Here is a 15,586-nt window from a genome sequence, read left to right as displayed (position 1 = left end):
TTATGCCCCCTCATTTACTACAGCGTAACTGCTATTTTTCTTCATGGATAATCTGTCTTGCACAAAATCATAAATTTGCCGCATAAGAGCAAACATAAGAATAGTAGCGATTGTATAATGCCCAATTGCAAGAAGTTCTGGCTCAGCGGCCCGCCATGAAAAGCGCGCCCAAGCCGCCAAGCATTGTAAAAGCAGGATAAGAACAAAAAAACGCCATTTCTTGTCAAGGCAAACCAAAAGCATTAAGAAAGTTGATAAAAGACTCAGACCTATAATAAACGCATAATATATTACCGTCTCAAGTAAAAAAAGTAAGGCGTCCCTATCAAGACTAAAGGCCCCTTTTAGGATCTTCACAGCTTCTGGTAGAGATGTAAGCAGTGCAAGCCCTATAGCAGCCCCCCAAATTCCTATTCCCACGCCCAGTGCTGCCTCTACACCATTGCCATTATCTTCTGCCACCCAATGAGAGAGCAAAAAAAACTGCATAATCGCCATGCTTATAGGGAATAGACCAACAGCAAAAACAATATTAGGCGTACTATAAGCAGCAAAATCAAAAATCAAACTGCCTATCATACGCATAAAGCCGTATAGAAAAAAAATCAAAAGCACATAACAACCAGCGCTTGACCCAATAATCGCCTTCGTGCCTTTAAACGCTTTAACCAAAGAGAGTAACCAGCGGTACCCCAATATAAGCGAAAGCGCCAAAACACAATAAGGAAAATAACTCACAGCGCCATAAACATAAAGAAAAACAAGACACAAAACAACGAGCAAGAAAACCAAATGTTCAACCAATGTTTTTTTCTTCATCAAAGGAAAAATAATCAGCACCAGACAAAAAACGGCGCCGATAACAGATAATGTCAATTTGTCAAGCATTATAGTAAGCCTCAGAAATAGAATTTATTAATATTGCGTAGTCTGAAGAAATGCCAAACATAGACAAAAGACCAACCGCAAAATGAATTACAAAAGGCAGATAGGAATAGGCCTTTCGCTTATCTTCGAAACCAAGATACATAAAGCGCGTATTTACAACATGCATCAATACAATCATGCCCGCGGCAATAAGATAGCTGATCGCTTGTGGACAGGATTCAAATGCGACATAGCCCGCCATTTGTGGCTCCCTATCAACACGGTAATTCAAGTAAAGAAAAAGAGCTGGGAGGGTTTTATAGCATAAGTCTAGAACACCCCAGCCCAGCCCGAAATAAAGGACCTCATGCGCAGCTAATTCTGGCTTATATACGCGAAGCAACCACAAACGCAAAAACTCCGCAGTTAAAACTGATATCAAAAGGATAAAAAAGGGATAGTTTGCAGCAACCCCACTCATGTAATGCACCAACTGCTGCTGGCTATTATGAGCAGCAGACAAAGCAGGCAATGGCAACAAAGAGCTCAAATATACAAAACCTGCCCCAATACACAAGGCAGCAACTGCACCACAGAATCCAAGAACTAAATATTTATATAAGTAGCGCTCGTGCAGAATTAAAAGCATGCCAAGATAACATACTAAAAGCAAAGATAAGTCTGGAAGCCCACTTTCACTATGTGGATAAGCGAAGATGATAGCGCAGGAAAGGCCAGCTAGCCCCCAAAAAATGACGCGCTCGCCCAACAAGCCATTGTTTTTAAGGACACGAGGGCTGGAACTTATCCCAAAACCAAGCTGCATTCCAAAAATTAAGTCAGACATATAATTTCCCTAAGGCGCCTTGCCCTCCAAAGTATACCAAGATATTATTGCGGGAGAGCCCCCCTGCTAAGAGGATAATAGCGTACCCCTTAGCAAGGCCTTTACCTTGTTAAAAAAGCCAGGTCAAACAACAATTTCACCACTTAGAGCAAGAACAATCCCAACCAGCTTTAGCAATACCCGCGGCTGCGCCACGGACCCCGCCTACTATTGCTCCAGAAACGGCCCCTCTTGGGGTGGCTTCTCTAGGCTTTAGGATAACCCAAAAAACTACAGCCTCCTGTCTTCTCACTCAGTTTTCTTTTTAAACGGGTTAATCACGCTAAGCTTCACATTCTTTGATTTAATGTGACGCGCGTACACATAAACAACATACATCAAACAAATCCACCTTATAACCATTCTATACTTATCATCTGTATGAACAAACGCTACAGAATAAGAAACAAAGAGGCTAAAAAACAGCTCTGCAAGAACATCAAGGACCAACCAATAATATTTCTTTGTAGTAACAAAGAGAACCATCAAAAATGTCAAAAAAACCTGGCCCGTTAGAATAGCAAAACCAAGCGCCGCATAATCAAACATTTTTTTCACTGTCTCCCTGTTTGCAAAACCTATCTGTTGATAGATTTCTCGAAGGTCTGATAAAAGCAGTGATGACACAAAAAAGACGCCTATGGCAAACCCACAGCCAATGCAAATGCTTAAATCTAGCACGGACATAGATTTTTCCTTCAAAGCTTTAGCAATTAGGACATAGCGAGCACCCGCTATCATCAACGGAATAATGAAAAGCAGATAAATATAGCTCGAAAGCTGCAGATCAAAAAAATCTAACAGAACGCCATCACTCATAACAATAAAACCAGCTGCGATGAAAAAAATGGGGCAACTTGCGATAATGGCCGAACTAAAGCACTTTATGTTGTTGACTATATTGGGTATAAATTCAATGCAAAAGGAAAGAAAGAACATAATTATAGTAACAGGAGGAGATGTTATCGGCACACCGACTATATACTCAAAATACTCAAAGGCATAAATGAGAAGAGGAGCAACCAATGCCACCACTATGAATGTAACCGTGTTCTCCCTGCCTAACATGCTTTTTCCATTAATAGCAATACTTTTGCAGAATAGATACAACATGCCAAACCACAGATAAAAACAAACGAGCACTAAACCAAACTCGCCCATAGCTCCTCCTGTACAATATTCCAAACATAAAGGTGGCACCTTTTACAGCACCACCGTTCTAGGCTTTAGGATAACCCAAAGAACTACAGCCTCCTGTCTTCTCACTCAGTTTTCTTTTTAAACGGGTTAATCACGCTAAGCTTCACATTCTTTGATTTAATGTGACGCGCGTACACATCAACAACAAACATCAAACAAATCCAACTTCTAACCATTCCATAGTCATCGTCTGTATGAACAAACGCTACATAATAAGAAACAAAGAGGCTAAAAAACAGCTCTGCAAGAACATCAAGGACCAACCAATAATATTTCTTTGTAGTAACAAAGAGAACCATCAAAAATGTCAAAAAAACCTGGCCCGTTAGAATAGCGAAACCAAACACCGCATAATCAAACATTTTTTTCACTGCCTCCCTGTTTGCAAAACCTATCTGTTGGTAGATTTCTCGAAGGTCTGATAAAAGCAGTGATGACACAAAAAAGACGCCTATGGCAAACCCACAGCCAATGCAAATGCTTAAATCTAGCACTGACATAGATTTTTCCTTCAAAGCTTTAGCAATTAGGACATAGCGAGCCCCCGCTATCATCAACGGAATAATGAAAAGCAGATAAATATAGCTCGAAAGCTGCAGATCAAAAAAATCTAACAGAACGCCATCACTCATAACAATAAAACCAGCTGCGATGAAAAAAATGGGGCAACTTGCGATAATGGCCAAACTAAAGCACTTTATGTTGTTGACTATATTGGGTATAAATTCAATGCAAAAAGAAAGAAAGAACATAATTATAGCAACATGAGAAGATGTTATCGGCATACCGACTATATACTCAAAATACTCAAAGGCATAAATGAGAAGAGGAGCAACCAATGCCACCACTATGAGTGTAACCGTGTTCTCCCTGCCTAACATGCTTTTTCCATTAATAGCAATACTTTTGCAGAATAGATACAACATGCCAAACCACAGATAAAAACAAACGAGCACTAAACCAAACTCGCCCATAGCTCCTCCTGTACAATATTCCAAACATAAAGGTGGCACCTTTTACAGCACCACCGTTCTAGGCTTTAGGATAACCCAAAGAACTACATCAAAAGTGCATCAACATCCCACCACCTGAATTAGCCATAGATTGACCCAACACCTGTGCGCCACACTGGAAAGCAGCCACACCATAACCACCATAACCGCCTATGATGTCTCCGAATTCATTGCCTACAGCTTGCCCAAAGCTTCCTGCGGCCATGGCATAACCAAAGTTACCCGTCGCTGCCCCTCCTAGGACAACACCACCCACAAGGCCAACCTGACCACCATGCTTGCTACCAAACGCAAAACCAGAGTTATATTTGCTACTAAAATTATCGGCACTGCAATAATTGTACAAACCACTTGAATGTGAACTTGAACTTCCCATTTATTTTCTACAATTTAGTGTATAAATAAATTCCCCCAAGGTTACTTATGTCCCCGCGCCAGAATGGCCTACCCATAATCAACCACCGAAACACCCCCTGGAGATATGAATGCACTTTCATGCAAGTTCATATTTATAATATATAGTTGATAAAATCAAGGACATTGTGTCAAAAATATGTTATATATTAGTAAATTTATGCTTACTTATTTTATGTATTTAAACTTAATAGTTTATATTATGAGCAATAATAATGAAAGTCAAATAAGATTCTCTTGATTTACAAAATATACTAAAAATATATAAATATACTGATAGAGATATTTATTGTTGTAATTGCAATCAGAATCATAGATTTAATTAACCCATTTATATTTCAAGCGATTATTGATCGTATTATTCTGTTTTTGGCAAAATTTGAGAAAAATCATCCGCGTAAGGTCTCTGCTCTGTGACAGCTCACACGCAAAAAAGACCGCCAAGCGCAGCTTTTAACCGCCTCACAAAACGCCAAAAATAAGAATTAGAAAAGTTGGAGAAGATAAATGGTACGGTTGGTGGGATTTGAACCTACGACCTCTGGTGCCACAAACCAGCGCTCTAACCAACTGAGCTACAACCGCATAAAAAGTAAATGTATCATAACTGTTCACGATTTTGTAAACATTTATTCTTCGCTTATGTGACATAAGGAAGATCAACAAAGTTTGCAAGCCCCTTAAAAAAAATCTTGCAATTTTTTGTGAAGAAAAAATGTTTTTTACAAAGAAAATTTTTACAAGGGAAATTTTGCCCAATGCTCAAGATTATGATCACGATAGTCTTTTATGTTATCGACACCATCTTGTTGCATCATCTGCAAAATCTCTTTTAAAATAGTTATGACAAGATTTGGACCTTCATAAACCATCCCACTATATAATTGAATTAAATCTGCACCTGCTTTTACTTTTTCCAAAGCCGTTTGCGCATCCTTTACACCGCCAACGCCAATAATTGCAATCTCCTTCCCTAACTTTTGACGCATTTTTGCAAGCACAATCGTAGAACGCTCAAAAAGTGGACGTCCAGAAAGCCCCCCCTCTTCATTGCTGAAATGACTATTGTTAAGACCTTGACGTGAAAGAGTCGTATTGGAAACAATCAGTCCATCAAAATCAGAAAGTTTTATTTCTTCTGCAATATCATCCAATTCTTTCTCTGATAAATCTGGAGCAATTTTTAAAAAAATGGGAATGGAAAATCCATGTTTTTTCTCTTGCTCCTTTCGCGCTTTTGAGATGGCATTCAACAAAAGATGCAAACTATCACGAGCCTGTAAATCGCGCAAACCTGGCGTATTAGGAGAAGAAATATTAACCGTAAAATAATCAGCAACATCATAAAAATGAGCAATGCCAACAGTATAATCGTCAATCTTATCAACTGTATCCTTATTGGCTCCAATATTGACCCCTACAACACCCGCTTTTTTACATATCCGCAATCTGTCATCAACAACTTGATGCCCGTCATTATTAAAACCCATTCTATTAATAATTGCTTCATCTTCTTTTAAACGAAAAAGCCGTGGTTTAGGATTTCCAATCTGAGGCTTTGGTGTCACTGTTCCAATTTCAGTAAAACCAAATCCTAAACGAAAAATTTCATCAACAACCTCTGCATTTTTATCAAACCCCGCTGCAAGACCAATAAAATTTTTAAACTTAAGCCCTGCAATAGTTACACTCAATCGCTTATCAACAACCTTTTGACAACCGTTTAAGCCACTTTTCAATCCAACAATCGCTAAGCGGTGCGCATGCTCTGGATCTAACATAAATAAAGCAGAACGGCCAATACAACGAAAAAAACTCATCAATCCTTCTCCACAACATAAAAATGATCCATCGCATCTCACATACACCTTTTAACACAAAAGATCGCCAAAAGAGTATATTATTCAAATAATATCCCCCCTTCTATTAAGAATAGTTCATCACGTCATCATCATTCGCGTGGATATTTATGAACCCTGAATAAAAAAAATTATTCTGGAAAAAACATTTCTCTCTTTCACACTTGTTCAGTTAGCTAAATATGTCTGTAAATCCTAAATCTTATAAAATGTAAAATGTCCGTACGAGTTGAGATATTAATGCCTCTTCACCAAACCATAATCTTATCTCTTGCAAGCAAGCTCGTAATATCTTTAAAAAGGCAAGAAAATTATCTCTATTCCCAAGGTTCTTTTATGTCATTAAAGTTTCTTTGTGTAATGTTGTGTCCCCAAAAACAAAGCTTGTTCTATAAAGCTGTTTTCCTCATAAATTTATAGAATATACGGTTCGTAAAATCATCTACATTCATGCCATTGCTACACCATTAAATTAGCAGCATGGTTTATACCGTATCAATAAAATTTTGAAAAATCCGTGTTGCTTCCTTTGCTGTTGCTATTGATTATAGAATGAACCTATCATACCAGAAACTTCTAAACCAACATGCTCTTGCAAACTCTATAGTTCTGCTATCTATAAATTGATACAATCTTCCAGCCAATAATAATATGCTTGCTTGCATCAAAATGATGATCACTTTCAACCTATGCAACACAGTATAAAGAGCTTTTAGATCATCTTATACCCCTAATTTCTCTATCGCTTGTTGAATTAAGAGGAACTATCTGGCACTATAAATTTTACTCCCGCCTTATCTATCCATTTCTCCCATCAGTACTGAAATATAATTTTTATTCTCAATTCTCTTTTTATGCCAATATATAATACTTCATTCGAAAAAGTTCCTGATGTATCAATTCTCAACACTTCTAACTTTGTGGTACTGTGTAAAAATCCCTTTTTTTAAACTGTTATCATAAAGGTGTTGAGGAAATTATATAACTTAAGAATAATTTTCGCCTTTTCGTTGGAAAAAGCAGATACAGTTTTTATCAAAAAAGCTGTTCTCTACGAAATATATACATTCAAATAGACTCCATAGAGCTCTTTATTAAGCCTCATAAAATTCTTGGAAAATAATATTAATGTTGTAGTATACTCCTAAAAATAAAATCTGCCCTTTCCTTTTTCATCAAAAGCGGTAAGTAGATTACCGTATATCGCTTATATAAAGGGGAAACCGCAATGTTTAAAGAATTCAAAGAATTTGCCCTAAAAGGTAATATGATTGATCTTGCTATTGGTGTGATTATCGGAGGCGCTTTTGGTAGCTTAGTCAACTCAATTGTCAATGATATTTTTATGCCAATCATTGGACTTATTACAGGTGGAATTGATTTTTCTAATATGTTTATTCAACTTGCTGGCGAAAAACAAGCGACATTGAGTGCCGCCAAAGCAGCTGGAGCAACCATTAGCTATGGGCACTTTATCACTTTACTTATTAATTTCCTCATTATTGCTTGGGTTCTTTTTTTCTTCGTTAAAGCTATGAATAAAATGCGTAGAAAAGAAGAAGGAGAAAGCCCCAATAAAACTTCTTCAGAAGAACAACTTTTAACAGAAATTAGAGATCTCTTGGCTAAGAAAAAGTAAATTTATGTACGATTTACATCATGGAACATGAGGAAAAAACATTTCCACAGTTGTTCCGTGATTGGGTTTTGAGAACAATAAAAATTCTCCCCCGCTTTCTTCCACCATTGCCTTACACATTGGGAGTCCTAAGCCTGTTCCCATAAAAACACTGTCACCAGATCGGCCATCTTTGCGCTCTACTTGACCATAAGGTTGCAGGGCATGTGCAATTTCTTCTTCACTCATTCCTATACCATTATCACTCACTGAAATTTTTATGCGTTCTTTTCTATAAGAAACGTGAACAATAATCTGTCCACCCAAGGAGGTAAAACGAATAGCATTGGAAAGAAGATTCCATATAATCTGGCGAAACATTTGTTGTGATACAGGAATAAATGGAACATGCGGTGGAGCAACAATACGCATGATAATGCCGTTATGATTGGCTTGAGTTTCAAGAAAAGCTATCGTCGCACGTAAACAAGATATCACATCAAATTGTTCAGAAATAAGGGAAGAATCAACCTGGTTATTGGAATCAGAATAATTTATCTTCGAACATTCTAGTAATTCATTAATGAGCGATAATATATGTTTTCCAGAAGAGATAATATCGCGTAAATATCCATGATAACGCTCATTTTCTATTGAACCAAAACGGCCCTCTTTCATAATTTCCGCAAAACCAATAAGAGCATTCAAAGGTGTTCGTATTTCATGAACAACGCCAACAATTTTATTCTCTTCTGCTTTTTCTTCTTCTGATAAAACTTTTTTTGTTCTATCACGCAACATAACAGCATAATTGCCTTGCGGTGCCAAAAATACAATCGTTATCAAAACGGTTCTATTTTTATGACTTTTCGTCATTAAATCAGCTGTTTCGCTGCGATTTAAAACCTGATTTTTCCCCTTCATACGAATTAATTTAAAATATTTTTCAACCAAAAATCGGCTTTGCAAAGTAAAGAATGAAGAAAATGGCTGTCCTCGTAGTTCATTTATTTCATAACCCATTAATGCTAAAGCTGCCCTACTTGCCGATTGAATAAACCCCTGTTCATCTAACCATAAAACACCATCTGTTGCTGTCTCCAATAATGATAAAACAGCAGCGGGTTCTTTTATGAGAGCTTGTTCTATAGCATTTACCGGTAATGTTTGTGGATATGGTAATTGAATAGCTGTTTTTTCAACAAAATTCTCTTCTTTTACCGATGAATTCAATTCATCACGTAATTGCTCTGCAATCTCACGAAAAGCTGAGCGTTCTATCTCCGTAAGACGCGGCATTTCCGTCTCCAGCTTTTCATCTCTTTGTTCTTGAACTTTTAAAACGCCAAAGCCACGAAACCCTTTAAGCTGCTTTTTAACATCAAAAATTGGCAAAGCCGACAATTCAACATCAAGCCATTGTGAACAACCATCAACTGGCCATTGAACAACCTCTTTACTCCACGGCATAGCCGCTTCAATAAAACGACTGAGAACCAGATATCTCTCATCATTAAATTGATGAGCAAGCTCATGAAAGCCACAACCTAAAATAGAAGAAGAGAGAGGACCAACAACTTCAGCTAACTCCTTTGAGACTTCACAAAATAAACCATTGTGATCGATTTTCCATGTAAAAGGTCGTGGCAAAAGCTCTGGTATAAAACAAAAAGCTTCTTGCTTACATTTTAATTCATTGTTACTTAACTCATCTGCTTTTAATGACATAACTAAAACTAAAAAAGTGTTGGATTGACTCTCGAACAAATAATGCTAATTTATTTCAAAATATCTGCTCTCGTTAAAATAACTTGATATCTTATTATCAATTATCTGTAGCAAAATTTTGACTGTTTTACCAACAAAACAAAAGTAAAAAGAAACCCTCAGCGCTGTTGCTTATTCACCCACTATTGTAAGAAAGCTTATTACAATAATAGAAATATGCCCTTCACATAAAATAGGTCTCCCAGAAGAATACTCTTATTTTTCGCATTCATGTACCTGTCTTAAAGAGACATTGTGTTCAAAGCTTATTATATGACGGTATCCGAGTTCGTCTAATATAAAGGTCCCTATAAAGGATATTGAAGCATTCGTGCGTGCTGTTTTTATATTTCTGAAAGAATTCGCTAGTGCCCTCATTATATTATTTCAGCCCCTAGTATTATCTGTATGCTTGGCATTTGAAATGCTTTTAATTAAGTAGATTTTTTATTCCTTTTTTACCCCTGCGCTAACTTTAATTATAATGCACAAAAAATGATTGGAATTATTATTATAAATCAGTATGTTGTATTATAAGGATCCGAAATTAAAAATCCCTTTATCCTAAAACTTCTTGTAAAAACACCTTTCTTGCGCCAATAATTTAGATAGTAACAAACTCAGCGTAGCGCTTTAAAGCCCCCAATGCAATAAAACTTATATATTGAGTCCTCTTCTTAGAACGTCTCCCCAAAAAATCTTTTTTTTCACCATCAACACATTGATTTATAATGATAAATACTTTTTTTTAATTTGAATCATAACTGCGAATATCGTAAATTTTTTTCATCATACCTCCTCTCATATTGAAACAACCAAAACCATTCGCTTGCATGTTACAAAAAGAGCTGGCGTATAGATAAAAATCGTTAAAGAAGGAATATAAAATGCCTCTTATAAACCATCAATACCGAGCTCTTTTGCAATTGAGAGCTAGAAAATATTTTAATGGTGTACCGGTTTGTTACTTCATAAGCGTAAGGATAGTGATGTTCAACAGCTTTGCTATACTATTGACAAACACCGTCATGAAATGGACTTGAGGAACTTACTAGATGTTTCTTTAAAGAAAATGCATGAAGATATAATACAATGATACCCTATTCTTCATAAGGATTGTGATCCATTAATCAGGACTACTAAAAATATACTACCGTATTATTTGAACAAAGAATCCTTACGCAATAAGAAAAGAGAATAAAAAGCCCCCCTTCTCATATAAAAATTCACTTCATTTATTCCACATTCAAAATCATCTAGAAATGTTAAAAACATTTTCCCCCTTTTGTATCAGCTTATTCTCCTCATGAGCAGTCAAAAGACGGCTTTATGACTCTCCACTCAATTTTTTAATATTACTCTCAAAGAAATCAATAGATGGTCACACCTGCTTTAAAGAATAAAACACGTATTCGCTATCTCAATAATGGCTGTCAGACGTTTTAAAAATCACATATTTTTGAATGTGCTTTTTTTAAATATGCTCGCTTATTTTCCTTCATTGAGTAAAATTTCACGTTTTCCAACATGATTAGCGGCTCCCACAATGCCTTTTTCTTCCATACGCTCAACGAGAGAAGCTGCTTTATTATAGCCGATTGAAAGGCGGCGCTGTATATAAGATGTTGAACATTTTTTATCACGCATAACAATCTTTACAGCTTGGTTATAAAGTCTCTCACCCTCTTCATCAAAATTTTCTTCCTCAGAAATTTCTGCCGTTGAATCAGCCGAAACATCTTCATTGTTTTCGTCTTCATTATCCGTGACTGTTGCTAAATAATCGGGTTTTCCTTGCATTTTAAGATGTGCAACAACGGCTTCAACTTCTTCATCAGAGACAAAAGGTCCATGAACGCGCACAATACGCCCCCCACCTGCCATATGAAGCATATCTCCTTGACCTAAAAGCGTTTCAGCACCTTGTTCACCTAAGATCGTACGACTATCAATTTTTGATGTGACCTGAAAAGAAATGCGGGTAGGAAAGTTTGCTTTAATTGTCCCCGTGATAACATCAACAGAAGGACGCTGTGTTGCCATAATAAGATGAATACCTGCCGCACGCGCCATTTGCGCTAAACGCTGAATGGCATTCTCAATTTCTTTTCCTGCCACCATCATAAGATCAGCCATCTCATCAACAATCACGATGATATAAGGAAGCTGCGTGAGATCCATGGCTTCTTCATGATAAAGCATTTCCCCTGTTTCTTTATCAAAACCCGACTGTACAGTACACATGATCGTTTCACCTTTTTGAGCGGCAAGTGCAACGCGTGCATTAAAACCATCAATATTACGCACACCTAACTTAGCCATTTTACGATAACGCTCTTCCATTTCTCGAACCGCCCATTTTAAAGCGGTTACCGCTTTTTTTGGATCTGTTACAACCGGTGTTAAAAGATGTGGTATACCATCATAAACAGAAAGCTCTAACATTTTAGGATCAACCATAATCAAACGACACTGCTGGGGCGTCATACGATAAAGAATCGACAAAATCATTGTATTAATTGCAACAGATTTTCCTGATCCTGTTGTTCCTGCAACCAATAAATGAGGCATTTTTGCTAATTCTGCAATAACAGGCTCGCCATTAATCCCTTTCCCCAAAGCAAGAGCAAGCTTAAACTCACTTTCACGAAAAGAACGTGTTTGGATTAATTCCCGTAAATAAACAGTTTCACGAACCGCATTGGGTAACTCAATCCCAATAACATTACGTCCAGGAATAACAGCAACGCGTGTGGAAATAGCAGACATAGAACGTGCAATATCATCAGAAAGATTAATAACGCGCGATGACTTTACACCCGCAGCGGGCTCAAATTCATACATTGTTACCACCGGCCCCGGATGAACATGGATAACTTCACCCTTAATGCCAAAATCTTCCAAAACACTTTCTAAAAGTCCAGCACCACGTTCTAATGTTTCCTGAGGAATCATCGTCCCTTCATGAAAAACAGGTTTCTGTAATAAATTAATCGGAGGAAATTCATAAACATCACAGTCAATAGATTGAATATTTTTCATAAAAGAAGCATTATAATGGCCTGATGGTGCGCGGATAGATTGCAATGTTTTCGTTGCAGCGTTTCTTTGCATCACAGACAGCTCTTTTGAATTTTTTGTGACATCCTTTGTTATACAATCGACAATATTATGGGAAACGGTATTATTGGCTTCTTCAGTCTCTATAGTATCCTCAGCATCCCTTAACGCCTCAGTATCATTTAACACATGAGCGGAATCTTCAACAGAAAGCTTAGAACCGCCCTCTTGAGACTCCTTCATAGTATCATTATTCGTATTCATTAAATCAGAAATTTGCTCAACGCCTCTCATCCTTTCTGCTGGAGTTTCTGATGTCATTGAATCATAGAGTTGCGGAAAGCGGTATTCAAGAACACGATAAAGAGCCGTTATTGACTCATCAAAAGCAGAAGGGACATCAGATGTAATTTCATTTGTCGTATTAATCGGTGTACTATCCTCTTTTGAAATTTGAGTATCCACATGTTCAAATATCAAAGATCCACACTCAAAAAAAGCATCATCGGAAAGGTGCAAAGCAGGCTTTATTTTTTGGAGCACATTTTTCACTTGTAATTCATGCTCTTGTTGATCTTCCTCAAGGGAAATATGGGTTGATGGTAGACTAATAGCTTGCTGTGACAACTGCTTTAAAACCGTTGAATGACAAACTGACGTTTTATTCTCTATCGATTGAGGATTAATGACTTTTTTTGTCGATGGAACGTTTGTTGTTTTCTTATTACAATGTACAATGTCCGTAATTTTTTTTCGATCTTGTTTTGTAAAAATCTTAAATTGTTTTGCAAAAATTGGATCTGTTTCTATACGACGACGTAAAATCTCAACTTCTGGTGTTCGCGTAAAACGGACATTTTTTCCGAGGGTAAATGCCTTTTTCCACACTTCCGGATAAGGAAATATCTCTGTAATCTTAATAGACAAATCTTCTCTTGATGCACCTTCCGTACCATCATCAGAACAAGAAGACGTAGAAATAGATTTTATTTTCGAATTATGCATGGCACCCAACAAATTTATAGCAATGAGAAAAATGACCTTTTCAAAAAGAATTCATAGAGGCTATCATATGAAGGTTAATAACCTTTTGCTGATGGTTACTTTTTAATAAAAAAATAAGGTCAAAATGCATAATATTCCTTGTTTAAGGTTTACGAAGTAAATTAGCCAATTTATGGTGTCCTATCGCTCGTCTTTCATTTGTTTTGAAGAAAACTTCATGATAGAAAGCGTCAAGAAAAATTTCTATACCTCTCTTTCCCTCTCATTTTATAAAAACGATTAATCCCAATAATACAAACAGTTATAGAAGCATTTCTCTATTTAACTTTCCATGTTTGATGATCATAACATAATCTAATTTCTCGCGTTTTCATAAGATTATCCTTGTTATCCTCGTCTAAAAAGGCTTAGACTAAGATAATCATAATTACATAAATACAAATAGAAAAAAGGGAGTGAATTATGTTTAATAAACGGAAATTTTATATCAATGGTCAATGGGATGATCCAAGTACACCCCATGATTTTGACGTCATTAATCCATCAACAGAAGAAGCTTGTGCTGTCATTAGCCTTGGAAGCACAAAAGATGCTGATAAAGCAATTAAAGCAGCGAAAGAAGCGTTTCAAAAATGGAAAACAACGCCACCAAGCGAGCGTCTTGGATTTGTTGAAAAAATTTTAGAGATCTATGAAAAACGTTCCAAAGATATGGCTAAAACCATTTCAATGGAAATGGGAGCACCAATTGATATGGCGCTTAATGCGCAAACCGCAGCCGGCGGTTCCCATATTCGCGATTTTATCGAAGCTTATAAAGAGTTTTCATTCCAAGAAACTTTAATAAAGGGAAATGAGCAAGCAATCCTTCACTACGACCCTATTGGCGTTGTAGGATTAATTACACCATGGAATTGGCCCATGAATCAAGTGACTCTTAAAGTTATCCCCGCTCTCTTGGCTGGCTGTACCATGGTGCTAAAACCCTCTGAAATTGCGCCTCTTTCTGCTATGCTTTTTGCTGAATTTTTAGATGAAGCAGCACTTCCTGCCGGTGTTTTTAATTTAATCAATGGTGATGGTGCAACTGTCGGCTCTTACCTTTCAGCACATCCTGATCTAGAAATGATCAGCTTTACTGGTTCAACCAGAGCAGGAAAAGATATTTCTAAAAATGCCAGCGCTACCTTAAAAAGAGTCTGTCTGGAACTTGGAGGAAAAGGAGCAAATATTATCTTTGCTGATGCCGACTCAGAGGCTATTCAGCGTGGTGTACGACATTGCTTTTATAATAGTGGACAAAGTTGTAATGCACCGACTCGTATGCTTGTGGAACAGAACATCTATGACAAAGCCGTAAAAATAGCCAAAGATATTGCAGAAACAACAAAAGTAGGACCGAACTGCCAAGAAGGTAATCATATTGGACCTGTCGTTTCAAAAAAACAATATGATAAAATTCAAGATCTTATCCAATCGGGAATTGATGAAGGGGCAACTCTTGTTGCAGGCGGAACTGGTTTACCTATAGGGATGGAACGCGGCTATTATGTCCGTCCAACAGTCTTTGCTGATGTAAAACCTCATATGCGTATTTTCAAAGAAGAAATCTTTGGTCCAGTTCTCTCGATTCTTTCTTTTAGTACAGAAGAAGAAGCCATCACTTTAGCAAATGATACTGAATATGGTCTTACAAACTATATTCAATCGCAAGATCGTAACAAATGCCGTCGTATTGCAGCACAAGTACGATCCGGTATGGTGGAAGTTAACGGACATGGATTACCTGATGGAAGCTACTTTGGAGGTGTAAAATTCTCTGGGCGCGCCCGTGAAGGGGGACATTGGGGAATTAAAGAATTTCTTGATAGCAAAGCAATTTCATATTGGTAAAAAT

General features: G+C 37.1%; 11 protein-coding genes and 1 tRNA gene. 2 read left to right on the top strand and 10 right to left on the bottom strand.

Annotation, left to right across the window (positions count from 1 at the left end):
* The 8 genes from BTR_RS02795 to BTR_RS02765 all read right to left on the bottom strand — a co-directional run bounded on the left by BTR_RS02795 (position 1) and on the right by BTR_RS02765 (position 6,200).
* A complete protein-coding gene (locus tag BTR_RS02795; protein WP_012231114.1) occupies positions 1-888 on the bottom strand; it encodes a hypothetical protein in 888 nt (295 codons plus the stop codon).
* Complete coding sequence (locus BTR_RS02790) at positions 881-1,714, bottom strand: hypothetical protein (protein WP_012231113.1); 834 nt, start codon at positions 1,712-1,714, stop codon at positions 881-883. Before BTR_RS02790 ends, BTR_RS02795 begins: the two co-directional genes overlap by 8 nt.
* Before the next feature lie 136 nt (positions 1,715-1,850).
* On the bottom strand, positions 1,851-2,006 hold the full coding sequence (locus BTR_RS12865; RefSeq protein WP_158305289.1) for a hypothetical protein: 156 nt from the start codon (positions 2,004-2,006) through the stop codon (positions 1,851-1,853).
* Positions 2,003-2,914, bottom strand: a complete 912-nt coding sequence (locus tag BTR_RS02785) for a hypothetical protein (protein WP_012231112.1) — start codon at positions 2,912-2,914, stop codon at positions 2,003-2,005. The genes BTR_RS12865 and BTR_RS02785 overlap by 4 nt, the downstream gene beginning before the upstream one ends.
* A gap of 101 nt (positions 2,915-3,015) precedes the next feature.
* Positions 3,016-3,927: a hypothetical protein gene (locus BTR_RS02780; protein WP_012231111.1), complete on the bottom strand. Its 912-nt coding sequence runs from the start codon at positions 3,925-3,927 to the stop codon at positions 3,016-3,018.
* 88 nt (positions 3,928-4,015) lie between these two features.
* The gene (locus BTR_RS02775; RefSeq protein WP_012231110.1) at positions 4,016-4,342 is read right to left on the bottom strand and encodes a hypothetical protein; all 327 of its coding nucleotides are present in this window, start codon (positions 4,340-4,342) and stop codon (positions 4,016-4,018) included.
* Positions 4,343-4,888: 546 nt separating this feature from the next.
* Positions 4,889-4,965 (bottom strand) — tRNA-His (locus BTR_RS02770).
* A 152-nt stretch (positions 4,966-5,117) separates the two neighbouring features.
* Entirely contained in the window at positions 5,118-6,200 is a 1,083-nt protein-coding gene (locus BTR_RS02765; protein WP_012231109.1) for a quinone-dependent dihydroorotate dehydrogenase, read from the bottom strand.
* A 1,267-nt stretch (positions 6,201-7,467) separates the two neighbouring features.
* Here BTR_RS02765 and mscL point away from each other — a divergent pair.
* Complete coding sequence (gene mscL, locus BTR_RS02760; RefSeq protein WP_012231108.1) at positions 7,468-7,878, top strand: large conductance mechanosensitive channel protein MscL; 411 nt, start codon at positions 7,468-7,470, stop codon at positions 7,876-7,878.
* 18 nt (positions 7,879-7,896) lie between these two features.
* Here mscL and BTR_RS02755 read toward each other — a convergent pair whose 3' ends face one another.
* Both BTR_RS02755 and BTR_RS02750 read right to left on the bottom strand, forming a co-directional pair.
* The gene (locus BTR_RS02755; protein WP_012231107.1) at positions 7,897-9,585 is read right to left on the bottom strand and encodes a PAS domain-containing sensor histidine kinase; all 1,689 of its coding nucleotides are present in this window, start codon (positions 9,583-9,585) and stop codon (positions 7,897-7,899) included.
* Between the two features lie 1,527 nt (positions 9,586-11,112).
* Positions 11,113-13,689 (bottom strand): DNA translocase FtsK, encoded by a 2,577-nt coding sequence (locus BTR_RS02750; protein WP_012231106.1) that lies wholly within the window; start codon positions 13,687-13,689, stop codon positions 11,113-11,115.
* 462 nt (positions 13,690-14,151) lie between these two features.
* Here BTR_RS02750 and BTR_RS02745 point away from each other — a divergent pair, with 462 nt between their 5' ends.
* Entirely contained in the window at positions 14,152-15,582 is a 1,431-nt protein-coding gene (locus BTR_RS02745) for an aldehyde dehydrogenase family protein (RefSeq protein ID WP_012231105.1), read from the top strand.
* Positions 15,583-15,586: the final 4 nt, after the last annotated feature.

Origin of the sequence: Bartonella tribocorum CIP 105476, assembly GCF_000196435.1 — a bacterium.
Classification (GTDB): Bacteria; Pseudomonadota; Alphaproteobacteria; order Rhizobiales; family Rhizobiaceae; genus Bartonella; species Bartonella tribocorum.
The sequence above is the reverse complement of the archived record's forward strand: the minus strand, read 5'-3'. Positions and strand labels throughout refer to the sequence as shown.